The sequence below is a fragment of the Mycobacterium sp. AZCC_0083 genome, from assembly GCF_014202335.1.
Lineage (GTDB): Bacteria > Actinomycetota > Actinomycetes > Mycobacteriales > Mycobacteriaceae > Mycobacterium.
In genome coordinates this window covers 319,993-343,564 of sequence record NZ_JACHGP010000003.1, presented here as the reverse complement: position 1 = coordinate 343,564, position 23,572 = coordinate 319,993, and the positions used below count along the sequence as shown (strand labels likewise).

Here is a 23,572-nt window from a genome sequence, read left to right as displayed (position 1 = left end):
CGCTGGGTCGTCATGCGTCCTCCCGTTCCTGCGACGGGTTCCAGTCGCTTCCTCGCTCGAACGACGCGATCATCAGCCGCTCCACCTCGGCGACCTGGTGGTAGAACCGGCTCACCGAACGGTCGGATCCCACGTCGATGACGTGGACGTAGATCATCCGGCGGGTTTGGTCGATCTCCAGCACGATCGAGCCGGGAATCAGGTTGATCACGTTGACCGCCAAGGCCAGAACCAGATCCGACTTGAGCGCGAGGTGCGCCCGCAGCACCGCCGTGCGCGGGGGTGGCCCCGGCTTGATCGCGAGCCAGGCCACCTGAACCGACGACAGCACCAGGTAGTAGGCCACCTGCACGACCAATCGCAGCAGCGACAACGGATACAGCCTGCCCTCGATGGGCACCGGGGGCAGCGGCAGCAGCACGGTGATCACCAGCGCGATCGCCAGACCGCTCAGTGCGTTCGCTGCGGAGATGCTGCCCCACAACAACATCCACACCAGGATGAGCCAGCACAGCACCCAGACCCGTAGCAGCGACCGCCTCATCGGACTTCCCCCAGCACTGCCGAGATATAGTGCCCGCGGTCGAGGACTTCGTCGGCGGCGCGCTCGGTGTAGGCGAAGATCGGGCCCGCGAGCACGGTGAGGGTCAGGCCCACGGCGATCAGCGCGCCGGTCGGGATCAGCATGCCCACCGGCATCCGGCCGACGTCGTCGCGATCGGCGTAGGCGATGTCCTCGGTGTCGTTGAGCAGCGCCGACGGCGACGCGGCCGCCAGATTGCCCTCGGGTGCGTCGGCGCGTGGCCGCCAGAACGCCTTCGTCCACACCCGGGCCATCACGTACAGCGTCAGCAGGCTCGTCACCACGCTGCCCCCGACCAGCATCCAAGCCAGCACCGAGCCGTCCTGGCTGCCCGCCTCCAACAACGCCACCTTGCCGATGAACCCCGAGAACGGCGGAATGCCACCGAGATTGAGCGCCGGCACGAAGAACACCAACGCCAACAGCGGACTGGCTGCGGCCAGCCCGCCCAGCCGTTGCAGCGTCGACGCGCCTGCCTGCCGCTCGATCAGGCCGACCACCAGGAACAGCGTCGTCTGCACCACGATGTGATGGGCCACGTAGTAGATGGCGCCGGCCATGCCTAGCGCGCTGGACAGCGAGATGCCGAACACCATGTAGCCGATGTGGCTGACCAGGGTGAAGGACAACAGCCGCTTGATGTCGCTCTGCGCGATGGCGCCGAAGATCCCGACGAGCATCGTCAGCAGCGCAGTCACCAGCATGATGCGGTCCATCGCGCCGCCGGGGAACAGCAGCGAATGCGCCCGGATGATCGCGTACACACCGACTTTGGTCAACAGGCCGGCGAACACCGCGGTGACCGGTGCGGGCGCGGTGGGGTAGGAGTCCGGAAGCCACGCCGACAGCGGAAACACCGCGGCCTTGATGCCGAACGCGACGATCAGCACCGCGAACAACGCAGTGCGGGTACCGGCAGGAACGCCGTCGAGCCGCACCGACAGTTCCGCCATGTTCAGGGTGCCGGTGGCCGCGTAGATCAGGGCGATGCCGATCAGGAAGATCAGCGACGAGACCATCGACACCATGACGTAGGCAATCCCGGCGCGGACCCGTTCGGTGCTCGCACCGATGGTCAGCAGGACGAAGCTCGCTGCGAGCAGCACCTCGAATCCGACGAACAGGTTGAACAGGTCACCGGCCAGGAACGCCGTGCACACGCCTGCCGACAGCACCAGGTATGTGGGCAGGAAGATGGAGACCGGCTGATGTTCGTCGCCGTCCCTGATGCCCTGCCCGATGGCGTAGAAGACCACTGCCAGCAGCACGATCGCCGACACCAGCAGCATCATCGCGGAGAGCCGATCGACTACCAGGGTGATGCCGAGCGGCCCCATCCCCGACACGCTCTGCCCCCAGCCGCCGACCTGTACGGCGATGGTGCCGTCGCGGTCGGCGAAGTACAGCAGCGCTGCACACACCGCGACCACGGCCGCCAGCGCCAGCACCGCGATGGTGCGCTGCAACCGTGGCCGTCGGCCTGCGAACAACGTCGCTGCCGCGGCGATCGTCGGGATCAGGACCGGAAGCGGCGCCAGCACTTGGCCATTCATCGGGACCCCTCGTGCCCGGGCAGGGCGTCGAGCTCGTCGGGTTCGTCGGTGTCGCTGCGGACGTCGGGTTCGGGCCGGTCCTCGTCGAGTGCGGTGGCCGAGAGTTTGGAGACGCGGGCGTCCTCGGCGTCGTTGGCGACCTCCTCGGCCCTCGACAGCCGGTACGACCGGTAGGTCAGGGCGAGCACGAACGCTGCGATACCCATCGAGATGACGATCGCGGTCAGGATCATGCCCTGCGCAAGGGGATCGGCGGTGGTCGTCTCGCCGTCGCTGGTCCTGCCGCGGATCGGCGGATTGCCCGACGGACCGCCGACCATCAGGATCAGCAGGTTGACTCCATTGCCTGCCAGCAATAGCCCCAACAACATTCGGGTGAGATTGCGATCGAGCAGCAGATACACCCCGGCACTGATGAGGCCGCCGATCAGCACGAGCGGAACGAGATAGGTCATCGGGTCCCCGGCGACAGCTGAGCCATCTCGACGTCGACGCGCGCGCCGAGGCTGCGCAGGACGTCGAGGACCAGACCGACCACGATGAGGTAGACGCCGAGGTCGAAGAACAGTGCGGTGACGAGTTTGACGTGCCCGAACACTGGAAGCTCGAACTGCAGCACGGCTGACGACAGCACGGGGGCGCCCAGCAGTAGGGACGTCACTGCCGTGCCCGCAGACAGGATCAGACCAGCGCCCAGCACCTTGCCCGCGTCGAGGGGCAGCGCCTCGCCGAGTTCGTAGCGGCCACCCGCCAGGTAGCGCAGCACCAGGGCGAGCCCTGCGGTCAGGCCGCCCGCGAAGCCGCCGCCAGGAGTGTTGTGGCCCGCGAAGAAGAAGTAGAACGACAGCACCATGATGAGCGGGAAGATGAGTCGGGTCGCGACCTCGAGCACCAACGACCGGTATCGGGGATCGCGAAGCTCGCTGCCGCGCAGCCAGGTGATGTCGCCGACGGCGGGGCTCGTCGGCAGCGCGGGAATCCGGCCGATGTCGGGCTGGCCGGCGTCGGCGACGCGTGGTGCCGAGCCAAAACGCCTGTGCCTGAACACCATCGATGCCACGCCCGTCGCCGCGACAAGGAGTACCGAGATCTCTCCCATGGTGTCCCAGGCGCGGATGTCGACCAGCAGCACGTTGACCGTATTCGAGCCGTAGCCGCGGTAGTAGGCCGCATCGGGGAGAAGCTCGGCGATGGGCGTCGTGGTACGTGCGGCGATCGCGAACGCGGCGAGCGTCGTGACGCTGGCGCCGACCGCAACCGCCAGCAGCACGCGCGGTATCCGGTTTCGCCGTATCTTGGCCCGGTCCGCCTCCGCGGGCAGGGTGCGCAGCACCAGCACGAAGATCACCAATGTCAGTGTCTCCACCAGGAATTGGGTGAGTGCCAGGTCGGGTGCGCCGTGGAACACGAAGATGACGCCGCAGCCGTAGCCAGTGACGCCGACCAGCAGCACCGCGGCCAACCGGTTGCGCAGCACGGTCGCGCTGAGCGCCGCGGCAAGGATGATCAACCCGATGACGACTTGCAGCGGCGACTCCCAGAGCCGCAGCTCCGGCCGGTCGCGTGCCCCGAACACCAGCATCGCCACCGGCACCAGAACCAGCGTCGACAGGATCACCGTCTGCGTGGCCGGTATCGAACCGCGCTGCGTCAACGCGGTGAGCCGCACCGCGAAGACGTCGGCGCCGTGAATCACCGCGTCGTAGATGCGGTCGGCATTGCCAAGCGGCACGTAATCGATCCGAGCGCGGCGCAGCCGCTTGCGCGCGAAGAACGCCGCGGTGCCCGCGGCGAGCACCAGGATCGACAGCAGCAGTGGCAGATTCACGCCGTGCCATAGCGCCAGCTTGTACTCCGCGCCGCCCTGCAGGGTGTCGGCGTAGCCGTCGAGCACGTGGTCGAGGCCCTTCGGCCACACGCCAAACACCAGACCTGCGGCGGCCAGTATCGCCGGGGCGAGCAGGAATGTGATTGGTGGATGGTGCATTTCGGCAACCCGCTGGCTCGGCGATGGCCGTCCCTTGCGGGCGAAGGCGCCGTAGATGAAGCGCAGGCTGTAGATCGTGGTGAACACCGAGCCGAACACCACGCCGCCAAGCACGAACGGCGCGGCGCTCCCGAGCGATGCGCTGTGGGCGAGGGTGGTGAAGTCCGCTTCCTTCGCGACGAACCCGAGGAACGGTGGCAGTGCGGCCATGCTGGCGGTCGCGGCGACGGCGACGACGAGAAGCGGCTTGTACTGATCGCCAAGCCATGCCAAGCGTCGAATGTCGCGGGTGCCGGTCGCATGGTCGACGATGCCGACGACCATGAACAGGGCGGCCTTGAACATGGCGTGCGCACACAGCATCGCCAACCCGGCCAGCATCAGGTCGCCGCCACCCGCGCCGACCATCAGGGTGATCAGCCCGAGTTGGCTGACGGTGCCGAACGCGAGGATCAGCTTGAGGTCGTACTCGCGCACCGCGCGCCAGCCGGCCAGCAGCATGGTCACCAGGCCGAGGGTCACCACCATCGGGCGCCACGCGGGTGAGTCGGCGAACCCGGGTGTCATGCGGGCCACCAGGTACACGCCGGCCTTCACCATCGCGGCCGCGTGCAGGTACGCACTGACCGGGGTGGGTGCGGCCATCGCGCCTGGTAGCCAGAAGTGCATCGGCACGATCGCCGATTTGCTCAGTGCGCCGATCAGCACCAGGGCCACGCCGATCGATACGGCCAGTCCGGTCGGCGGTTTGGCGACCAGTTCGGACAGCAGGTAGGTGCCGCTCGCGGTGCCGAGGATGACGATGCCGACCAGCATCGCCAGCCCGCCCGCGGTGGTGACCAGAAGCGCCTGGGTGGCGGCCCGCCTGCTGGTCGCACGCTCGGCGTAGTGGCCGACCAGTAGGAACGACAACACCGTGGTCAGTTCCCAGAACAGGTAGAGCAGCAGCATGTTGTCGCTGACCACGAGGCCGAACATCGCGCCGGAGAACGCGACGAGCTCGGCGGCGAAACTGGGAAGCCGCTTCTCGGTGTGGCCGTCATGGTGGTGGAAGTACTGGGCGCAGTAGAACAGCACCAGCGCGCCGATGCCGAGCACCAGCACGCTCATGATCGCGGCCAGCGCGTCGAACCGGAGCGTGATGTTCATCGACAGCTCGGGCACCCAGTCGACGTGGATCGTCTTGTCGCCGCGCCCCGGCCAGTTCATGGCGACCCACACCAGCGAGCCGAGCGGGACGAGGGCGAGTGGATAGAAGGCCTGCCGTCCCCAGCGGTGCACTAGCACCGGCGCGAGTACCGCTGCCGCGGCATGCGCAAGAAGAATGGCGAGCATGGCACTCCGATGTCGGGGTGCCAGCCGTCGAAGTGTGGCTGGCTTTGTCTCAGGCCAGTTTACGGGGAGGGGATAACGCGTCGTCGTCGAGTGACAGTCGGACGAGTTCGACGCGCGACGAGAGCCCCAGTTTCGAAAAGACCTTCCGCAGGTGGTAGTCGACCGTGCGCGGGCTGAGGAACAGCTGCGCCGCGATGGTCTTGTTGGTCGATCCTGCGGCGACCAGTCGTGCGATCTGCAACTCCTGCGGAGTCAGCTGAGTGAGCGTGCTGACGTCGCGTTTGCGTGCGGTTTCGCCGGTGGCCAGCAGTTCGGCCCTTGCCTGCTCGGCCCACGAGGTAGCGCCGAGCCGTTCGAACGTCTCGAGCGCGTTGCGAAGGTGCTTGCGGGCGTCGGCCCGGCGGCGTCGACGGCGCAGCCGAGCGCCGAACATCAGCGCCGTGCGGGCGGTGTCGAAGGGGCGCCCACCACTCGCGTGGAGTTCGAGAGCTTCGGAGAACAGACGGCCGGCGTCGTCGTCGTCCGCGGCGAGCAGTGCCCGACACCGCAACACCAACGCGTGCGCCCACGGAGCGGTGGTGTTGGCGGCCCAGGCTTGCAGCCGGAGCACTGCGTTCTGCGCCTCGTCCCCGTGATCGGTGCGGATGGCCGCATCCACCAGGTCGGCCGCCGCGAACAGGCTGATCATCTGGTTGCCTTCGCCGGCGGGGGCGGCGGCCTGATCCTGCAGGCGATCGAAGGCCTGCTCCGAGCGGCCAGAGGCCAGGTCGTTGTGGGCCAGCGCCCACGACGCGATCGCTGCGTGCGGGCCGAGTCGTTGACCGATGGCGTGGGCGAGCGCTTCGTTCGCTAGGTCGACGCATTCGTCCGATTGGCCCCGCACGGCGGCAAGCCAGGCGAGGACGCTGCGCATGTGCGCCGCGGGGTTGTCCTGACCGGTCTCGGTGGCGAGCCGGAGTCCTTCCGTCGCGTCCGTGGTGGAGGCGACGTAGCGACCGGTGAACATCTCGATCGTCGACAGTGGCGCGAGAAGGATGGGCAGCGTGGCTGCCGCGCCCGCCCTACGCACCCTGGCCACCGCGAGGGTGAACAGGTCGATGGCCCTGACGTCGTTGCCGATGAACATCGCGCCCGCGGCGGCGAGCATCACCATGTGCGGTGCGTCGGAGTTCTCTGCGAGGTCGGCGGCGGCGGCCAGTTCTCGGGCGGCGCCCGCGCCGTCGCCCGCCATGAAGGTGGCCAGTCCCACGACGACGCGCGCGCCCGGGTTGGTGGCCGTGCCCGGCAACGCGACAAGCAGCCGCCCCGCCTCCGCGATGCGAGTCAGATCGCCCGTACCCCAAGCGATTTGGCCTGCCTCGGCGATCATCAAACCGGCAAGGTCGGGTTCGGCTTCGGCGATCAGTTCTGCGCCGGCGACGAGTGTCGCGTAGGCCGCCACGGGTGCGCCGCAGGCGGCTTCGATGGTTCCGCGCAGATGTGCGATGCGTCCGCGCAGTGGTGCGTCGGCGCTGGAGGGCGCGGCCCTGTCGAGGAGGTCGCGGGCCCTGTCGGGCTGGCCCGCCAACCAGGCTGCCCGTGCGGCGTCGGCACGCAGGACCGCACGCTTGTCGTCGTCGGTGGTCAACTCGGCGGCGCGCTCATAGGCGGCCGTCGCTCCGACGTGCCCACCACGGTCACCGGCCCGGTCGCCGACGTGGGCCAGCTCCGTGGCGATCGCGTCGTCCGGCCCGGTCGCGGCGTTGGCCCGATGCCAGGCGCGACGGTCACGGTCCTTCACTGCGTCGAGCGCGTCGGCCAGTGCCAGCTCGACGGCTCGGCGCGCCTGGGACGTCGCGCCCCGATAGACCGCCGACCGCACCAGGGGGTGACGGAACGTCAGTGCGCCGGCGCGCATGATCACCAGGCCGGCCGTTTCTGCCGCGTCGAGCGCGCCTGCGTCGATGCCCAGCGAGCGCGCGGCGCGGATCACCAGGTCGACGTCGTCGGAGTCACTGGCCGCCGCGACGAGCAGGAAGGTCTGGGTATCGGCGGGCTGGCGGCGGACCCGGTCGCCGAAGAGGTGTTCGACGTCCGCGCCGACCGGAAGGCGATCGGGAAGCGGGGCCGTTCCCGTCAACTGAGCCGCGCTCAACGACTCGGCCAGTTCGGCGAGCGCGAGCGGGTTTCCGAGCGTCCCCGACAACATCAGGTCGCGGACCGCGGCGGCGACGGGCACGTGCGCTCGTTCGGAGAGCAGCGCGTCGGCGGAGGCCTCGTCGAGGCCGGTGAGCTGCAGCTGCGGTAGGCCGGGTGCGGCGAACGGCCGGAGCGGATCGTCGCGCGCCGCGAACAGCATTGCGATGCCCTCGGCCTGGATGCGACGTGCGACGAAGGTCAGCGCGTCGGCGCTGGCGCTGTCCAGCCACTGGGCGTCATCGACGATGCACAGCACGGGAGATTCGACGGCGGCTTCGGCCAGCAGGTTCAACACGGCCAGCGACAGCAGCCAACGGTCGGTGCCAACGACGGGCCCGTCGCCGAACGCGCTCTTCATCGCAGAACACTGTGGCGGCGGAAGCAGGTCGACCAGGTGGCGCACCGGCAGCAGGAGCCGGTGAAGTCCCGCGAACGGCAGCTCGGACTCGGTCTCGACGCCGGTGCCGGGCAGCACCCGCATCCCGGTCGCGAGGTCCGCCGCACGACCCAGCAGCGCCGACTTACCGATGCCGGCCTCGCCGCGAAGCACCAGCGAACCGCTCTCGCCGTCGCGAGCCGACGCGATCAGCTCGTCGATCCGAGCGCTTTCCCGTCCGCGGCCGTGGAGCACGCTCAAATCGTAGGACTGGTGATTTCACTGATTCGACCGATCGGCCCGAGCGCGACGCTGGAGGCAACGACGATGAAATCGAGGAGATGACAACCATGACTGACAACGACGTGATCGTGGTGGGCGCGGGCCCGACGGGTTTGACGCTGGCGTGCGAGCTCGCGATGCGGGGCATCCGGGTGGGTTTGGTGGAGCGCCGTGCCGATACACCCAACATGACCAGGGCGTTCGCGGTGCACGCCCGGACGCTTGAACTGCTGGATTCGCGCGGCATGGCCGATGAGCTGTTGCCGCACGGGGTCCAAATCCACGAGGTTGCCCCGGCCCCCGGCGCGGTACTGAACCTGCGGGAGCTGAAGAGCAGGTATCCCATGCTGCTGATCGCGCCGCAGAGCTGGACCGAACGCGTGCTCGAGGCGCGCGCCACGGAACTCGGCGTGCACGTCGCGCGCGGCGCGGAGGTCGTCGGGCTGAACCAGGACGCCGACGGCGTCACCGTGGACCTCGGCGACGGCACGTCGTTGCGCACCAAGTACGTCGTGGGTTGCGATGGTGCGCACAGCGCGGTTCGCCGACTGGTCGGCGTCGACTTCGTCGGCACGCAGTACGAGACCCACATCCTGCTTGCCGACGTCAGGATCCCGAGCCCGCCCGAGGAAGGGCTGTTCGCCAGGAACAGCGTCGCGGGTGTGGTGCTGGTGGTGCCGTTCGGCGACGGATGGTTCCGCCTCATCGTGTGGGACCGCCTGCGCGAGCAGGCGCCGCTCGACGAGCCCGTCACCGAGACCGAGATGAGGGACGCGATGATCCGCATCGCCGGGACCGACTTGGGGGTCACGGAGATGCGTTGGAGCTCAAGGTTTCTCAGTGAACGCAAGCAGGCGCGCCGGTACCAGGTCGGGCGGGTGTTCCTCGCGGGCGACGCCGCGCACGTGCATTCACCGCTCGGTGGCCAGGGCATGAACACGGGCATCGGCGACGCGATGAACCTCGGGTGGAAGCTCGCCGAGGCCGTGCGCGGGACTGCTCCGGCCGGTCTGCTCGAGAGCTATCAGGCCGAGCGGCACCCCGTTGGTACGACGGTGCTGCGGTTGACCGACGCGTTCAACACGCTGGTGCTCGGAACCAGCGCGTTTCGCAGGCTCTTCCGCCGAGTCGCCGTCACCGTCATCCTCGGACTTCCGATCGGGCGCCGGATCCTGGGCGGTCTGCTCACCGGGATCGGGATCCACTACGCGCGTCCGAGGGGCGCGCACAAGCTCGTCGGACGGCGGATGCCCGACGTCGACTGTGGCGCGCAGCGACTCTTCGAGCTGCTGCGCACGGGTCGCTTCGTGTTGCTCACCCGGGCCTCCACTGACATCGAGCTGCCGGGGGTGGCGAATGGTGTGCACGGCGACCCGACGCTGCCCGCGGCCATCCTGATTCGCCCTGACGGGTACGTCGCATGGGCGTCCGACACGGTGCCCGACGAAGTGACCATCCGCGCCGCCGTCAATCAGTGGACGAAGATCGCTAGGCCCGCATCGCGAGTTTGATCGGGATCGCGTGACCGAGCACACCGATGCCGGCGCCGAGGATTGGCCAGATCGGCCAGAAGTACCAGGCGCCGGCAGACAGGGCGACGGCCAGCCACACCGTCAGCACGATGATGACCATCGTCAGGTACCCGGCGAGGTGAAGGCGGACCGACATTCGGGCCGCGCGCTGACGGGCGGCGCGCCTGCGCGGGTCGGTGCGCCGCAGGTACGCCGACGGCAGGTCGGCGACGAGTTCGCGCAGTTCAGCGGTGGTGTTCGCGGCGAACGTGGTTTGTACCCGGCGCTCGTACTCGGTCATGTCGAGGTACCCCTGGGCAAGCGCCTGGCCGAGGAGGTTCGCGGTCTTCTCCCGATCGTGGTCACCAGCGCGGATGACCGTCGACGTGTGGGCGATGGTGGTCATGTCGGACTCCGATCTTGACGTTGCCTAGTTAGATAGTCCTACTGTGACATGTCGGTGGGGGACTGTCAACGGCTGAGGTTGAATGAGGGCATGTCCGACGAGAGCAGGGTGGTCAATGCAAGCCGGGACGTCGCCGCCCCGGCAGACGTGATCTTCGAGTTGATCGCCGATCCGGCTCAGCAGCCGCGCTGGGATGGCAACGACAATCTCGCCGAGGCGCCTGCCGGTCAGCGCGTGCGGCGTGTTGGTGCGGTATTCACGATGTCGCTCACGACGGGTGCCGCGCGGGAGAACCACGTCGAGGAGTTCGAGGAGGGGCGGCTCATCGCGTGGCGGCCGTCGGAGCCGGGTGGGACCCCGCCCGGCCACCTGTGGCGCTGGGAGCTCGAGCCGCTGGACGACGCGCTCACCCGCGTCACCCACACCTACGACTGGTCACGGCTCACCGACGAGAAGCGCATGGTGCGCGCCCGCGCCACCACCGCCGACAAGTTGCAGGCATCCGTGGACAAGCTGGCCGCGCTGGCCGAACGGGGCTGACTCAGACCGCGATGACGTCGAGGGCATCGTGGATGCCCCGGAACTCGGCTTGGTTGCGGGTGATGAGCGGGACGCCGAGGCTGACGGCCACTGAGGCGATCAGCAAGTCGAACCTGCGTGGCTTCGGATCGCGTCCGCTGGCGCGGACTTGCGCGCACAGGGCGCCATAGATACGTGCGGCGCGTGCGTCGAACGGAACTGGGTCGAATGTCGCCAGAATCCAGTGGTAGCGCTGCTCGCGCGACGCGTCGATCAGAGGATCGCCGGTGTGTAGCCCATACGCCAGCTCGGCCAGGGTGATCGTGCTGACGGCGGCGGTGCTGGCATGCGATGCCACGACGTCGGAAGGGACGTCGATGACGACGGAGGTGTCGAGCAGCGCACGGTCGTGGCGGCTGGTCACCACGGGTCGTTGACACTGTCGTCGACCGCGTCGTCAAGGTCGAGCAAGTCCTGGGTGAACCGCTGGACGCCCCAGGGTGGCAATTGATCCAACCCGGCAGCGATATCGACGACGGCAACGAACCGCGGCCGTTCGGACGCCGACGTGACGTGTGGCACCAGGTCTGCCACCGGTGAACCGTTGCGGGTGACGGTGAAGCGTTCGCCCTCTTCGACCCGACGCATGATCGCGCCACTGTCGTTACGCAGCTCGCGCTGGCTGATGACGTTGGACATTCATCAACTGTAGCGCTTATGTGCTACGGGCCGTAGCACATGTTTTGGAAGAGCGTTTGGCGGAATGACAGCGCCATGGCATACCCGGGGCGCACGCTCACAGGTGGCATACAGCAAACCGGCGGCCTGACGCCTGTGCCTGGCCATCCATGTCTGCGGGAGGAAACAGCATGACGATCGACGAAGACAAGTTGAATGAGTTCATCGGCAAGGCGGTCGGTGATCTGGGGGCCGCGATGAGTGCGACGCTGATCCTGGTGGGGGATCGGCTCGGGCTGTATCGCGAGTTGGCCAAAGGCGGGCTGACACCCGGCGAGCTGGCGCAGCGCACCGGTACCGACGAGCGGTATGTGCGCGAATGGCTCGGCAACCAGGGTGCAGGGGGATACGTGCAGTTCGACGCGTCAGCCGGCAAGTGGTCGCTGAGCCCGGAGCAGGCGCTGTGCTTGACCGACCCGAACGGTCCGGTCGACATGCCCGGTGCGTACAACATCGTCGAGGCGACGTTTCACGCCCTCGGTCACACGTTGGAGAACTTCAAGTCCGGGGGTGGCATGGAGTGGGGTGAGCACCATCCGTGTCTGTTCGAGGGAACCGAGCGGTTCTTCCGCGCCGGCTACAACAGCAGTTTGATCGGCGCCTGGTTGCCCGCACTGGACGGCGTCGTGGCGAAATTGGAGAGCGGGGCAAAGGTCGCCGACGTCGGTTGCGGGCACGGCGCCAGCACCATCTTGATGGCGACGACCTATCCCAACTCGGAGTTCGTAGGGTACGACTATCACGCCGAGTCGATCGACGTCGCCGCCAAGAAGGCCGCGGCGGCAGGTGCATCCAACGCGCGCTTCGAGGTTGCCGATGCGGTCGGCTACCAGGAGAAGGGCTTCGACCTCATCGCGTTCTTCGACTGCCTGCACGACATGGGTGATCCGATCGGCGTGTCGAGGCACGCGCGGCAGGCGCTCAACGGCGACGGGACGGCGATGATCGTCGAGCCGTTCGCGAATGACCGGGTGGAGGACAACCTCAACCCAGTTGGCCGGGTGATGTACGGCGCGTCCACCCAGATCTGCGTGCCCGTCTCACTCGCGCGCAAGGGTCCCGCGCTCGGCGCTCAGGCCGGCGAAGCGCGACTGCGCGAAATCGTGGTCGACGAAGGCGGTTTCACCCGTTTCCGGCGGGCTACCGAGACACCGTTCAACCTGGTGCTCGAGGCCCGTCCGTAGTCGCATCGAAGTCGAACACCAGCCGGACGAACTGGTCGGGATCGGCATCGATGGCCTGGTGCGCCTGGCCCTGCACCGCAACGACGCGGGCGTCCGGAAGCTGTGCGGCGATCGCCGCCGTCGCCGCACGCAGATACGTCGGGCTCTCGGTGCCGAGCAACATCCGCACCGGTGCGGTGATACCGGCGAGACGGTCGGTGGCCCGAAACTCGTTGACCTCGTCGATCTCCCGGATGATCGTCGGCGCGGCGGTCACTCTCGCCTGCCAGACCTCGGTCCCCTTGAGGGCGTCCACAGCGGCCTGCGGCAGCTGTAAGGCGTTGAGATAGAACGTTTCCAGGATCGCTTCCGGGTCGCTCATCGTCCTCATCGATGCCAGTAGCTCGGACCGCATGACGTCCGCGCCCGGCGAGGGCATCGGCGGCTCGTAGAGCACGATGCGCCGGAAGGCCGAGGTGACGAGGGCAGCCTCGATCACGCAGAGCGCTCCGTAGGAGTGCCCGACGACGTAGACGTCCCCACCGAGCGCCTCCGCGACGGCGGCCACGTCCTGCCCTTCGCGGGCCAGGCTGTACGGACCGACCTCCGCTGTGCTGCCACCGCGGCCGCGGCGGTCCATCTCGTGAACCGTGTACCTGGCCGCGAGCTTCTCGCGTACGGGTGCCCACCTGATCCGCGTCGCGGTGCCGCCATGTACCAGCAGCATGGCGGGTCCGTCACCGTACGACTCGAAGGCGATCTGCGAGCCGTCCGGAGATACCACCGTGCTCGTCATACGACCACCTAACGCCCGGCCGCGAACGCCCGCAATGCCTCCACCTGCACGGGGTCCAGCGAGGGACGCACTGTCGCCCTGGCCTTCTCGACGTCGGCGGCGGTGACGTCCGCCGTGTCGATCGACCGCCGCATCGCGGTCAGCGCGGACTCCCGCAGCAGCGCCACGCAGTCGGCGGCGCTGTAGCCGTCGAGCCCGTCGGCGAGCTCGTCGAGGTTCACCTCGGGGCTCAACGGGATCGACTTGCCCGAGGCGCGCAGGATGTCGCGGCGCGCCTGCGCATCCGGCGGCTCGACGAACACCAGCTTCTCCAGCCGACCAGGCCGCAGCAGCGCGGGGTCGATCAGATCCGGTCGGTTCGTTGCCCCGAGCACCACGACGTCGCGCAGCGGGTCGATGCCGTCGAGCTCGGTGAGCAGTGCGGCGACCACCCGGTCGGTGGCTCCGGAGTCGACGCTCTGGCCGCGCCTCGGCGCCAGCGCGTCGATTTCGTCGAGGAACACCAGCGACGGCGCGGAATCCCGTGCCCTCCTGAACAAGTCGCGGACGGCTTTCTCCGAAGCGCCGAGCCACTTGTCCATCAGCTCGGCGCCCTTCACCGAGTGCACCGACAACCGCCCGCTGCTGGCGAGCGCGCGTACGACGAACGTCTTGCCGCAGCCGGGCGGGCCGTACAGCAGCACTCCGCGCGGTGGGTCCACCCCGAGGCGGGCGAACGTGTCGGGATGCTGCAGCGGCCACAACACCGCCTCGGTCAACGCCTGCTTGGTCTCGACCATGTCGCCGACGTCGTCGAGCGTGATCGACCCGACGGCAACCTCCTCGGTGGCAGACCGGGACAGCGGGCGGATCACCGAAAGGGCACCGGTGAAGTCGTCCTGCGTCAACGCGGGCGGCTTTCCGTCGCCGCTCGCCCGCGCGGCGGCCCGCAGTGCCGCTTCCCGTACGAGGGCGGCCAGGTCGGCGACCACGAAACCCGGTGTCTTTTCGCCGATTTCGTCGAGCGCGAGCGATTCTGCGGGCACCCCGCGCAGCAGCACCTCCAGCAACGCCTTGCGGGTGGCGCCGTCGGGCAGGCTCAGCCTCAGCTCGCGGTCGCACAGATCGGGTGCCCGCAGCCGCGCATCCACGGCGTCCGGCACCGCCGACGTCGCGATGAACGCCACCCCCGAAGTGGCCACCGCGGAACGGAGTTCGGCCAGGATCAAGGTCGCGACCGGCTCGGGTTGTCGGTCATGGGTGTCCGGCAGCAGCGCGTCGACATCGGTGACGAGAAGCACCCCGCCGCCGTTGCGGACCGTCGCGACCGCCGACGACACCGAGGCCAGCCGATCCTCGGCGCGCAGCGCCCCGACCTCGGGGCCGTCCAACTCGAACAGGCGTCGTTGTGCACACACCGCGCGCACCAGGGTGGCCTTTCCGACGCCAGCGGGACCCGATACCAGAACACCGAGATTGGGCTTGGCGCCCAGGGTTTCGAGTAGTGCCGGTTCATCGAGCGCGAGCTTGAGCCACTCGGTCAGCCGACCCACCTGGTTGTGTGCGCCCCTGAGGTCGTCGACGGGGATGGGCGGGGTGGTTGGCGCCAGGCTGGGGGCGATGACGGCCTGCTGGCCGGCGGTGGACTGCGTCGCAAGGTGTGCTCCGTCGCCCCAGGTGACAAGGGAATTCGGCTGCACGCTTACCGGACCGGCCGGGTCGACGCCGGTGACGGTGAGCAATTCAGAGGTCCAGGTGATGCCGACCGATGTCGCCAGCGCCGTCGTGGCATCGGACGTCGACGTGCCGGGGCCGAGGTCGCGCGGTAGCAGCGAGACCGTGTCGCCCACCGTCATCACCTTGCCCAGCAGCGCAAGTCGCAGCGTCGCCGGGGATACCGACTGGGTGGCCAGCCGCGACCCGGACAGCGTCACCGACGTCGCGCCGTGCACCGTCACGGGCGCCACGATCACCGTGGAGTTCTCCCGCAGGCCGGCGTTGGACAACGTGACGTCGTCGAGCAGGATCGTGCCGGGCGGCACACCCGGTGTGACGACGAGGCCGGCTACCGCTGCCGTCGTGCGCGCACCCGTCAGCGATATCGCATCCCATTCCCGAATGCCCAGCGCACCAAGGACTTCCCCGTGGAGTCGGACCACGCCGCGGCGCGAGTCCATGGCCGATGTGTTGAGTCGGGCCGTCAACCTGAGGTGGGACAGCGGCGTCTCGTCTTGTTCGTGACTGGTCGTCACTGCCCGGAGCCCGGTCTGCGCAGACCCAATCGTGCCATCGAACGCCGATAGGGCGCAGCGCGTCGCGCCTCGCGGCGGACGGCACGCCGCTGACGCGGTTCGACGTCCCACGCCTCGGGGCGCGCGGCCACCCAACGCTGGCTGCGGATGGTGAACGGGATGATGCACAGGTACCCGGCGATGATCAGCAGCACCAGGATGTAGGGGAACAGCAGGAGCCCAGCGGCGGCCGCTGCGACAAGGATCAGCAGAATGGGTGCGGCGTTGGGCGGCACCGAGATCGCCTTCAATGCCAGGGTGGGCACCCGGCTGACGAGCAGCGCGGCGTTGCACGCCAGCCACAGGCAGACGAACCAGTGCGACGTCCACCAGCCGTGGCCGAACTGCATCATGGCGACCAGTGGGCCGATCGCTCCTATGGCGCCGCAGGGCGCGGGCATGCCGGTGAAGAACTCGCGGGTGTAGGCCGGTCGGGTGTCGTCGTCGAGAAGGGCGTTGAAGCGGGCCAGCCGCAGCACGACGCACACCGCGTACAGCAACACGAAGATCCAGCCGACCTGCGAGTGCTGCAGCATCGTCACGTAGATCACCAGTGCGGGCGCCACCCCGAAGTTGACCGCGTCGGCGAGCGAGTCGATCTCGGCGCCCATCCGGGACTGGGCGTTCAGCGCGCGGGCAATGCCGCCGTCGATGCCGTCGAGGACGGCGGCCGCGCCGATCAGGGCCAGCGAGATCCACGGCTTCTCGTCGAGCGCGAACTTGATCGACGTCAGTCCGGCACAGATCGCCAGCACCGTCGTCGCGCTTGGCAGAATCCGTAGCCCCCGCGTAGGGCGTTTTCGAGAGTCGGGACTCACGCCAGCTCCGCCAGTGGTGTCTCGCCGCCGACGGCACGTTGACCGATCTCGACGAGTACCTTCGCGTCGGCAGGAAAGTAGGTGTCCAGGCGCGAGCCGAACCGGATCAGGCCGTACGTCTCACCGAGCGCGAGCTTGTCGCCGGCGTGCGTCGAACAGACGATCCGGCGGGCGACCAACCCGGCGATCTGAACCGCGACCACGTCGTCGCCGTCCGGCGTGCGGATCCACACGCTGTTGCACTCGTTCTCTGCACTGGCCGTGGCCTTGTCCGCCGACTGGAACTGGCCGGGCCGGTACTTGACGGTCACCACCTCGCCGCCGATCGGCGCGCGCTGGACGTGCGCGTCGAACACCGAAAGGAAGATGCTGATCCGGTTCATCGGGACGTCGGGCAGGTTGAGCTCGGCTGGTGGAGTGGCCTTGTCGATCAGGGTGACGCGTCCGTCGGCAGGCGCGACGACAAGTCCGGGCCGCGTCGGTGGAACACGTGGCGGGTGACGGAAGAACGCCGCGCACGCGGCGGCGGCCGTCAGGCCGGTGGCTCGTACCCATCGGTGGCGACGACCCGCGGCGGCGAGGCCCAGCCCACCCGCGATGAACGGGAGGCCGGCGCGGTGCACCGGCGGAATGGTCGACTGGACGAGGTCGACCAGTCGTGCGATCTCGGATTGGTGATCATCTGCGGGTGGTCTCGCGGGTCTGGCCATGGCGCCTCGATAATACGTATCGACCGGCCCGGCCGGGTGTTTAGGCCAGGTCCCACACGCGCACGGCTGAACCGGCCGCGAGTTCTACGACGTCTTCGCCGATCTCCAGCAGGCAGTTGGCCGACGCCAGCCACCGCAGATGGTGCGACGCAGGAGGACCGTAGCTGGTGACGGAGCGCCCCTGCGGGTCGAGTACGCCGCGCCGGAACTGCCGCTTGCCGCGCGGTGAGGTCAGCGACTCGGTCAGCTCGGCGGTGATTCGCGAGCGTTCCGGGTGGGGCAGACCCATCGCCGCGCGCAACGGGGCGCGGATGAACACCTCGAACGACACCAGGGCGCTGACGGGGTTGCCGGGCAGCGTGATGATCGACGTCCCCCCGCTGGAGCCTGTCGTTTCGGCTCCGCCGAAGCGCCCCGCACCTTGTGGCATCCCCGGTTGCATGGCGACCTTGACGAACTCCACCTCGTCGCCCAGCGAGTCCTTCACCACTTCGTATGCGCCCGCGCTGACACCTCCGGTGGTGATGATCAGGTCGGCGGCGGCCGCGTGTTCCAGCAGCGTGGCGCGAAACGTGTCGACGTCGTCGGACGTCATTGCGACGGTGGTGACTTCGCCACCCGCGTCGCGAACCGCCGCGGCCAGCATCACGGCGTTGGACTCGTAGATCTGGCCAGGCAGAAGCGGCGTCCCGGGTGCCACTAGCTCCGAACCGGTCGACATCACCAGAACCCGTTGTCGCGGAACGACGTTCAACTCGCCGAGGCCGAGCGCCGCGGCCAGCCCCAGCGCGGCAGGGGTGAGCACCTGCCCCGCCAGCAGCACGATGGTGCCCTCGGTGACGTCCTCCCCTGCGCGACGGAGGTGCTGGCCGGGTTGCGCGCTTGCGCGGATCTTGACGACGTCGGTGGCGCCGTCGGTGGCCTCGACCGGAATGACCGCCGTCGCACCGGCCGGAAGCGGCGCGCCGGTCATGATCCGGTGTGCGGTACCCGCGATCAGCACGAGCTCGTCGGTGCGCCCGGCCGGAATGTCCTCGGCCACCGGCAGTTTCACCGGGTGTTCGTCCGACGCGTCGGCGATGTCCTCGGCGACGACGGCGTAGCCGTCCATGGCCGAATTGTCGAACCCCGGCAACGACAGCGGCGCGACGACGTTGTCGGCAAGGACGAGTCCGAGTGCGTCGCCGATATCGACGGTGACGGCAGGGCGGGGAGTGATCAACCCAGCGACGACGCGCTGGTGTTCTTCGACGGACCGCATGGACTAAAGCGGGTAGGTGACGCCGGTGAGCTCCTCGGACACCGTCCAGAGCCGGCCTTGGATGTCCTGGTCGTGCGATTGCGCGCTCGACTTGACGACCTTCGGGTGGCCACGCGATTCACCGATACCGTCGGGTCCGTAGTACTCGGCGCCGCGCGCCGTCGGGTCCGTCGCCGCCCGCAGCGTCGGCAGCGCGCCCATCGCCGGGTTCTGCGCGACCAGCCCCACCACGGGGACCAACACCCCGGGCATGTGCCGCGCCAGTTCGGTGTCGGAGAGGCCTGGATGCGCGGCAACCGCAATCGTCGCCTCGTTGTGCCCGCCGAGCCTGCGCTGAAGCTCGTAAGTGAACAGCAGATTCGCCAGTTTCGACTGCCCGTAGCCGGCGACCCGGTTGTAGCTGCGTTCGAACTGCAGGTCGTCGAAGTGGATCTTGGCGAGCAAGCGATGGCCGAGACTGGCGACCGTCACGACGCGGGAACCCTCGACCGGCAACAGGTTCTCCAACAGCAGCCCGGTCAGCGCGAAGTGGCCGAGGTGGTTGGTGCCGAACTGAAGCTCGAAGCCGTCCTTGGTGGTCTGCCGCGGCGACGGGTACATTACGCCGGCGTTGTTGATCAGCAGATCGATCCGTGGGTAGGCCGCCTTCAACTCCTCGGCGGACGTCCGGATCGACTGCAGCGAGCCGAGATCCAGCGGCTGGACCGCAACGTCGGCGCCAGGGTGGGCACCCACGATGCGGGCGGCGGCGGCGTTGCCCTTGTCGGTGTCGCGGACGGCGAGCACGACGCGCGCGCCGCGGCTGGCCAGTATCAGGGCGGTGTCATAGCCCAGGCCGGTGTTGGAACCGGTGATGATGGCGACCCGGCCCGTCTGATCGGGCACGTCGGCAGCGGTCCACTTGCTGTTGGCGCTCATGAGCAAGACCATACTCAGACGGATGGTGACACTCGTCGATCCTGCGAATCCGCCAAGCCGCAAGGCGCCGCTGGTATGGGCCATCGGCGCGGCGATCCCATGGGCGGTGCTCGCCGTGGCGCAGGTGGTGTGGTTCGTGCTCGACGCGCGCTTGGGCTGGCTGCACGCCGTCGCGGCCGGAGTGACCGTCGTCGGTATCGCGACGTTCGTGGTGGTGGCGCCGGTGTGGCGGTACCGCGTTCACCGCTGGGAGGTCGGCGCGCAGGCCGTGTACACCCGGTCCGGCTGGTTGGTGCAGGAGCGTCGCATCGCGCCGATCTCGCGCGTGCAGACGGTCGACACTCACCGGGGTCCGCTCGCGCGGTTGTTCGGCCTTGCCGACGTCACGGTGACGACGGCGTCGTCGGCGGGTGCGGTGCGAATCGTCGCGTTGGACTCCGAGGTGGCCGACCGGATCGCCGCGCACCTGACCGACATCGCCGCGATCGGCGATCGGGACGCGACGTGACGGCTCCCGTGCCGTGGCGCAGGCTGAGTCCGCTGATGCTGCTGGTACATCCGGTGCACGAGATATTGCGGCAGGTCCCGCTGCTGATCGGCGCCGTCGTGCTGGGGTCGGCGACGGGCAACGCGATGTGGTCGATCGCCGTGCTGGTGCTGATGGTCGGGTTCGGCGTCGCGCGCTGGTTCACCACCACCTACCGGATCGACGCCGAACAGATCCAGCTACGCGAAGGCGTACTGCAGCGCTCGGTGCTGTCGGTGCCGCGCAACAGGATTCGCTCGGTGTCGACCGATGCGCGGGTGCTGCACCGGATCCTCGGGCTGACCGTCGTGAAGGTCAGCACGGGGCAAGAGGTCAAGGGCGACGCCGGGTTCGCACTCGACGCCGTCCGGGCCGACGAGGTGCCGGCGCTGCGCGCGCTCCTGCTCGCGGACTCGCTGGAGACCGGTGACGACGTCGCACCGGCGGAGCGGGTGCTGGCGCGGTGGCAGCCGTCGTGGCTGCGGTACAGCCCGCTGAGCTTCACCGGACTCGCCACGATCGCCGCCGCCGTCGGCGTGATCTACCAAACGGGTGCCGTTGCGGCACTAGAGGATTCGCCGCTCACGCAGCAGAGTCTCGACGCCGCCGAGCGCCTCGGCGTGGCTGCGACCGTGGGCGTGGCAGTGCTCGCCCTGTTGCTCCTCGGAGTGCTTCTCTCCGTTGTTCGTTCCCTGGTCACGTTCGGCAACCTGGTGCTGTCCCGGCGCGACGAGAAGGGGGCCGGAGTGCTGCACCTCCAGCACGGCCTGCTGCGGGTGCGCGAACACACCTACGACATGCGTCGCCTGCGCGGCGGCACGATCCGCCAACCCTTGCTGGTGCGGGCGTTCGGCGGTGCACGCCTTGATGCCGTGATGACCGGCGTGGTCGGGTCGGGTGAAGCGTCGCTGCTGTTGCCACCGTGCCCGGCCGCGACGGCCGAGGCGGTGCTGACCGAACTGATCGGACAGCCGGACGCGGTGACGGGTGAGTTGCGCCACCATGGTCCGGCCGCCACCCGCAGGCGCTGGACGCGCGCCTTGGCGCTTCCGGCGCTGTTCGCGGTCGGATTGGGGGTGACGGCGGTCGTCGCCGCAGTGACGCCATGGGCGTGGGTGCTGTGCGGAGTGGTTATCGCCGCAGGGGTGTTCCTGGCCGCGGACCGGTCCCGCGCGCTGGGCCATCGCGTCGGCAACGGCTGGCTGGTGGCCAGGTCAGGCAGCCTGGACCGGCGCCGCGACTGCCTGGCCGCCGAGGGCATCATCGGCTGGACCGCACGCCAGACGCTGTTTCAGCGCCGCGCCGGGGTCGCCACGCTGATCGCGGCAACGCCCGCGGGCGTGAAGGGTTACCGCGTGCTCGACGTACCCGCTGAACTGGCGTGGTCGGTCGCCGCGGCGGCATCGCCGTGGGTGGCCGACTGCGACTGGATCCGAGGGCCGGCTCACTCTTAGTGGGCGCCCGAGTTGCGCCGGGACATGGGCCGTTTACTGTCGGCTGCATGGCTGTCGGTGGAGTGCTGTTCGACATCGATGGCGTCCTGGTGACCTCGTGGCAGGCCATCCCCGGCGCCGCGGAGTCTTTGCGGGTTCTGGCGGAGAACCAGATTGCGCGGACGTACCTCACCAACACCACGACGCGCACCCGTAGCCAGATCGCGGGCCTGCTCACGGATGCGGGCATGGACGTCGTCGCCGACGAGGTGATCACCGCTGCAGTGCTGACCGCGGACTACGTCAGGGACCGCTATCCGGGCGCGCGATGTTTCCTGGTCAACAGCGGCCAGATCGGCGAGGACATGCCTGGTATCGACCTCGTCTACGCCAGTGAGGTCGGCGATGCGGTGCCCGAGACGCCGGATGTCGTCCTGCTCGGCGGCGCAGGACCCGAGTACAACCACGTCACGCTCAGCCGCGTCTACGACTGGATGGCCCAGGGCGTGCCCGTCGTCGCCATGCACCGCAGCACGTCGTGGAACACCACCGAGGGGCTGCGGATCGACACCGGCATGTACTTGATCGGCATGGAGGAGACGTCGGGGCGCAAGGCCACCGCCGTCGGCAAACCGGCGCCCGAGGGTTTCCTGGCCTCGGCCGGTCGCCTGGGCGTCGACCCCGAGGAGATGTACATGGTCGGCGACGACCTCAACAACGACGTGCTGGCCGCGCAGGTGGTCGGCATGACCGGGGTGCTGGTGCGCACAGGCAAGTTCCGGCAGGACACGTTGGATCGTTGGGCCGCAGACGAATACGCGATGCAGCCCAACCACGTCATCGAGTCGGTCGCCGACCTGCCGGAGTTGTTGGGGCTGTAACCCGCGCTCAGTCGCTGCCGGCGCGGATCATGTCGTCGCGGGACACCACGTCGACCGCCGCCCACCGTGTGTCCATGGCGGGATTCCGTGATCGTTTCCGCCCTCTGTGCACGCTCGGCGGCTTGTCATGCAGACCCACTTCGAATCGCTCACCGCGACGCGATGACGGCCACCATCCGGATCCGGACCTCGGGCGCGACGCCGTCTCGCGAGACCTCGGCGAAACCGAGCCTGCGGTACAGCTGATACGCCCGCTCGTTGACACCGAGGACGCTGAGCGTCACGCGCTTGCCGTCGGCGCCGTCGATGAGCTCGCTGATGACGCGGCTGCCGATGCCGCGACCCTGATACTCGGGCGCCAGTTCGATCAGCCCGAGGAAGACCTCGTCGTCGCGCTCCTCGACGTCGAGCCTTCCGACGTCCACGCCGTCGACCACGATGACGCGGACGCGACCCAGATCGAAAACGCCTGTCATGTAAGCGCGTTGCTCGTCGTCGTCCCAACCCCAGATCTGGTCGACGTACGGGCCGAGCGACCGCTTGTGCAGTGCGAAGAAGAACTCGGCGTCGTCCGTGGTGGCGGGACGCAACGCGATGTCCGCCATGGATCAGAGCCGACGCACGTCGAGCGCGGTTTCGACACCGGACTCCACGAAATATGCTCCGGCGCCGCCGTTCTCGGCGACCGCCTCCACGAATTCGGTACCGCGATAGAGCACGCCCGCGCCGTCGTCCGTGGCGTACGCGGACGGGAGCGTGCCGTCACCCACCAGGCGCTGCAGCAGTGGCCGTCGCTCCTCTTCGGAGTCGTAGTGCACGCCGTTGGAGAACGGCACGAAGCCCAGTCCGTCGGTCACGGGCCGAAGATCCGGCCCGAACGAGTCCGTCGTGCCGCCGACGTGCCAGCAGATCGACCCTGCCGAGATGCCGGTCAGTACCACCCCGGCCTGCCAGGCGGCATGCATCGCGGCGTCGACCCCGTGCAGTCGCCACATCGCCAGCAGTCCCGCCACGCTGCCGCCGAACACCCACACCACGTCCTGTGCGAGCAGTCGTTCGGTGATGTCGTCGACGTTGGGCATGGGAAACAAGGCCAGGTGCGATACGGCGAAGCCCCGCTCCTGCGCGGCCTCGGTGAGGTAGTGCAGTGTCGCCCGGTCGTCACCCATCGCGGTGGCCAGCAGGCAGACCCGGGGTGCTCGGCCCGTCGTCCCGGACAGGTCGACGGCGTAGTCCGTCAGGGCGCTGAAGGCGAGTCGGGTTCGTCGCCCCTCCTGGATCCCACCGCTGGTGGCCAGGATCGTGGGTGCATCGGCGGGCATGGTTGG

General features: G+C 68.7%; 22 protein-coding genes. 6 read left to right on the top strand and 16 right to left on the bottom strand.

Annotated features, from left to right (window positions below):
• Positions 1-10 precede the first annotated feature (10 nt).
• The 5 genes from HNP02_RS08840 to HNP02_RS08820 are packed head-to-tail and all read right to left on the bottom strand — an operon-like array spanning position 11 to position 8,267.
• On the bottom strand, positions 11-544 hold the full coding sequence (locus tag HNP02_RS08840) for a Na+/H+ antiporter subunit E (protein ID WP_184437228.1): 534 nt from the start codon (positions 542-544) through the stop codon (positions 11-13).
• Complete coding sequence (locus tag HNP02_RS08835) at positions 541-2,136, bottom strand: Na+/H+ antiporter subunit D (RefSeq protein ID WP_184437226.1); 1,596 nt, start codon at positions 2,134-2,136, stop codon at positions 541-543. Before HNP02_RS08835 ends, HNP02_RS08840 begins: the two co-directional genes overlap by 4 nt.
• Positions 2,133-2,591, bottom strand: a complete 459-nt coding sequence (locus HNP02_RS08830) for a Na(+)/H(+) antiporter subunit C (RefSeq protein WP_184437224.1) — start codon at positions 2,589-2,591, stop codon at positions 2,133-2,135. Before HNP02_RS08830 ends, HNP02_RS08835 begins: the two co-directional genes overlap by 4 nt.
• Positions 2,588-5,458, bottom strand: a complete 2,871-nt coding sequence (locus HNP02_RS08825; protein ID WP_184437222.1) for a Na+/H+ antiporter subunit A — start codon at positions 5,456-5,458, stop codon at positions 2,588-2,590. The genes HNP02_RS08830 and HNP02_RS08825 overlap by 4 nt, the downstream gene beginning before the upstream one ends.
• Positions 5,459-5,507: 49 nt before the next feature.
• Positions 5,508-8,267, bottom strand: coding sequence for a helix-turn-helix transcriptional regulator (locus HNP02_RS08820; protein WP_184437220.1), 2,760 nt, complete (start codon positions 8,265-8,267; stop codon positions 5,508-5,510).
• Between the two features lie 95 nt (positions 8,268-8,362).
• On the opposite strand from HNP02_RS08820, the gene HNP02_RS08815 reads away from it, so the two are divergent.
• Complete coding sequence (locus HNP02_RS08815) at positions 8,363-9,805, top strand: FAD-dependent monooxygenase (protein WP_184437218.1); 1,443 nt, start codon at positions 8,363-8,365, stop codon at positions 9,803-9,805.
• Here HNP02_RS08815 and HNP02_RS08810 read toward each other — a convergent pair.
• The gene (locus HNP02_RS08810) at positions 9,783-10,211 is read right to left on the bottom strand and encodes a DUF1707 domain-containing protein (RefSeq protein ID WP_184437215.1); all 429 of its coding nucleotides are present in this window, start codon (positions 10,209-10,211) and stop codon (positions 9,783-9,785) included. The two genes, HNP02_RS08815 and HNP02_RS08810, sit on opposite strands and share 23 nt — an antisense overlap.
• 90 nt (positions 10,212-10,301) lie before the next feature.
• Here HNP02_RS08810 and HNP02_RS08805 point away from each other — a divergent pair, with 90 nt between their 5' ends.
• The gene (locus HNP02_RS08805) at positions 10,302-10,751 is read left to right on the top strand and encodes an SRPBCC family protein (RefSeq protein ID WP_184437213.1); all 450 of its coding nucleotides are present in this window, start codon (positions 10,302-10,304) and stop codon (positions 10,749-10,751) included.
• 1 nt (position 10,752) lies between these two features.
• Here HNP02_RS08805 and HNP02_RS08800 read toward each other — a convergent pair whose 3' ends face one another.
• Both HNP02_RS08800 and HNP02_RS08795 read right to left on the bottom strand, forming a co-directional pair.
• Entirely contained in the window at positions 10,753-11,154 is a 402-nt protein-coding gene (locus HNP02_RS08800) for a PIN domain-containing protein (protein WP_184437211.1), read from the bottom strand.
• Complete coding sequence (locus HNP02_RS08795; protein WP_184437209.1) at positions 11,151-11,429, bottom strand: type II toxin-antitoxin system Phd/YefM family antitoxin; 279 nt, start codon at positions 11,427-11,429, stop codon at positions 11,151-11,153. The genes HNP02_RS08800 and HNP02_RS08795 overlap by 4 nt, the downstream gene beginning before the upstream one ends.
• A 170-nt stretch (positions 11,430-11,599) precedes the next feature.
• On the opposite strand from HNP02_RS08795, the gene HNP02_RS08790 reads away from it, so the two are divergent.
• On the top strand, positions 11,600-12,652 hold the full coding sequence (locus HNP02_RS08790; protein ID WP_184437207.1) for a methyltransferase domain-containing protein: 1,053 nt from the start codon (positions 11,600-11,602) through the stop codon (positions 12,650-12,652).
• On the opposite strand, the gene HNP02_RS08785 is transcribed toward HNP02_RS08790, so the two are convergent.
• The 6 genes from HNP02_RS08785 to HNP02_RS08760 all read right to left on the bottom strand — a co-directional run bounded on the left by HNP02_RS08785 (position 12,624) and on the right by HNP02_RS08760 (position 19,404).
• A complete protein-coding gene (locus HNP02_RS08785; protein ID WP_184437205.1) occupies positions 12,624-13,427 on the bottom strand; it encodes an alpha/beta fold hydrolase in 804 nt (267 codons plus the stop codon). The two genes, HNP02_RS08790 and HNP02_RS08785, sit on opposite strands and share 29 nt — an antisense overlap.
• 8 nt (positions 13,428-13,435) lie before the next feature.
• Entirely contained in the window at positions 13,436-15,583 is a 2,148-nt protein-coding gene (locus HNP02_RS08780) for an AAA family ATPase (protein ID WP_184437781.1), read from the bottom strand.
• A gap of 71 nt (positions 15,584-15,654) precedes the next feature.
• On the bottom strand, positions 15,655-16,515 hold the full coding sequence (locus tag HNP02_RS08775) for a phosphatidylcholine/phosphatidylserine synthase (RefSeq protein ID WP_184437203.1): 861 nt from the start codon (positions 16,513-16,515) through the stop codon (positions 15,655-15,657).
• Entirely contained in the window at positions 16,512-17,225 is a 714-nt protein-coding gene (locus HNP02_RS08770; RefSeq protein ID WP_184437200.1) for a phosphatidylserine decarboxylase, read from the bottom strand. The genes HNP02_RS08775 and HNP02_RS08770 overlap by 4 nt, the downstream gene beginning before the upstream one ends.
• Positions 17,226-17,265: 40 nt before the next feature.
• Positions 17,266-18,486, bottom strand: coding sequence for a gephyrin-like molybdotransferase Glp (gene glp / locus HNP02_RS08765; protein WP_184437198.1), 1,221 nt, complete (start codon positions 18,484-18,486; stop codon positions 17,266-17,268).
• A 3-nt stretch (positions 18,487-18,489) separates the two neighbouring features.
• Complete coding sequence (locus HNP02_RS08760; protein WP_184437196.1) at positions 18,490-19,404, bottom strand: SDR family NAD(P)-dependent oxidoreductase; 915 nt, start codon at positions 19,402-19,404, stop codon at positions 18,490-18,492.
• A gap of 25 nt (positions 19,405-19,429) precedes the next feature.
• On the opposite strand from HNP02_RS08760, the gene HNP02_RS08755 reads away from it, so the two are divergent.
• Genes HNP02_RS08755 through HNP02_RS08745 form a run of 3 tightly spaced genes read left to right on the top strand, consistent with a single transcriptional unit; the run spans position 19,430 to position 22,244 of the window.
• Positions 19,430-19,912 (top strand): PH domain-containing protein, encoded by a 483-nt coding sequence (locus HNP02_RS08755; protein WP_184437777.1) that lies wholly within the window; start codon positions 19,430-19,432, stop codon positions 19,910-19,912.
• A 35-nt stretch (positions 19,913-19,947) separates the two neighbouring features.
• Positions 19,948-21,384 (top strand): PH domain-containing protein, encoded by a 1,437-nt coding sequence (locus tag HNP02_RS08750; protein ID WP_184437779.1) that lies wholly within the window; start codon positions 19,948-19,950, stop codon positions 21,382-21,384.
• A gap of 47 nt (positions 21,385-21,431) precedes the next feature.
• The gene (locus HNP02_RS08745; RefSeq protein WP_184437194.1) at positions 21,432-22,244 is read left to right on the top strand and encodes an HAD-IIA family hydrolase; all 813 of its coding nucleotides are present in this window, start codon (positions 21,432-21,434) and stop codon (positions 22,242-22,244) included.
• Between the two features lie 149 nt (positions 22,245-22,393).
• On the opposite strand, the gene HNP02_RS08740 is transcribed toward HNP02_RS08745, so the two are convergent.
• Entirely contained in the window at positions 22,394-22,849 is a 456-nt protein-coding gene (locus tag HNP02_RS08740; RefSeq protein WP_184437192.1) for a GNAT family N-acetyltransferase, read from the bottom strand.
• Between the two features lie 3 nt (positions 22,850-22,852).
• Positions 22,853-23,566, bottom strand: coding sequence for a peptidase E (locus HNP02_RS08735; RefSeq protein ID WP_184437190.1), 714 nt, complete (start codon positions 23,564-23,566; stop codon positions 22,853-22,855).
• Between the last annotated feature and the right edge of the window lie 6 nt (positions 23,567-23,572).

What these genes read in the sequence shown, in the direction of transcription:
- HNP02_RS08840 (WP_184437228.1), bottom strand. Translation starts at nt 544, where the DNA reads ATGAGGCGGTCGCTGCTACGGGTCTGGGTGCTGTGCTGGCTCATCCTG.
- HNP02_RS08810 (WP_184437215.1), bottom strand. Translation starts at nt 10,211, where the DNA reads ATGACCACCATCGCCCACACGTCGACGGTCATCCGCGCTGGTGACCAC.
- HNP02_RS08805 (WP_184437213.1), top strand. Translation starts at nt 10,302, where the DNA reads ATGTCCGACGAGAGCAGGGTGGTCAATGCAAGCCGGGACGTCGCCGCC.
- HNP02_RS08780 (WP_184437781.1), bottom strand. Translation starts at nt 15,583, where the DNA reads ATGGACTCGCGCCGCGGCGTGGTCCGACTCCACGGGGAAGTCCTTGGT.
- HNP02_RS08815 (WP_184437218.1), top strand. Translation starts at nt 8,363, where the DNA reads ATGACTGACAACGACGTGATCGTGGTGGGCGCGGGCCCGACGGGTTTG.
- HNP02_RS08760 (WP_184437196.1), bottom strand. Translation starts at nt 19,404, where the DNA reads ATGAGCGCCAACAGCAAGTGGACCGCTGCCGACGTGCCCGATCAGACG.
- HNP02_RS08795 (WP_184437209.1), bottom strand. Translation starts at nt 11,429, where the DNA reads ATGTCCAACGTCATCAGCCAGCGCGAGCTGCGTAACGACAGTGGCGCG.
- HNP02_RS08785 (WP_184437205.1), bottom strand. Translation starts at nt 13,427, where the DNA reads ATGACGAGCACGGTGGTATCTCCGGACGGCTCGCAGATCGCCTTCGAG.
- HNP02_RS08750 (WP_184437779.1), top strand. Translation starts at nt 19,948, where the DNA reads ATGCTGCTGGTACATCCGGTGCACGAGATATTGCGGCAGGTCCCGCTG.
- HNP02_RS08835 (WP_184437226.1), bottom strand. Translation starts at nt 2,136, where the DNA reads ATGAATGGCCAAGTGCTGGCGCCGCTTCCGGTCCTGATCCCGACGATC.
- HNP02_RS08790 (WP_184437207.1), top strand. Translation starts at nt 11,600, where the DNA reads ATGACGATCGACGAAGACAAGTTGAATGAGTTCATCGGCAAGGCGGTC.
- HNP02_RS08770 (WP_184437200.1), bottom strand. Translation starts at nt 17,225, where the DNA reads ATGGCCAGACCCGCGAGACCACCCGCAGATGATCACCAATCCGAGATC.
- HNP02_RS08830 (WP_184437224.1), bottom strand. Translation starts at nt 2,591, where the DNA reads ATGACCTATCTCGTTCCGCTCGTGCTGATCGGCGGCCTCATCAGTGCC.
- HNP02_RS08825 (WP_184437222.1), bottom strand. Translation starts at nt 5,458, where the DNA reads ATGCTCGCCATTCTTCTTGCGCATGCCGCGGCAGCGGTACTCGCGCCG.
- HNP02_RS08735 (WP_184437190.1), bottom strand. Translation starts at nt 23,566, where the DNA reads ATGCCCGCCGATGCACCCACGATCCTGGCCACCAGCGGTGGGATCCAG.
- HNP02_RS08745 (WP_184437194.1), top strand. Translation starts at nt 21,432, where the DNA reads ATGGCTGTCGGTGGAGTGCTGTTCGACATCGATGGCGTCCTGGTGACC.
- HNP02_RS08740 (WP_184437192.1), bottom strand. Translation starts at nt 22,849, where the DNA reads ATGGCGGACATCGCGTTGCGTCCCGCCACCACGGACGACGCCGAGTTC.
- glp (WP_184437198.1), bottom strand. Translation starts at nt 18,486, where the DNA reads ATGCGGTCCGTCGAAGAACACCAGCGCGTCGTCGCTGGGTTGATCACT.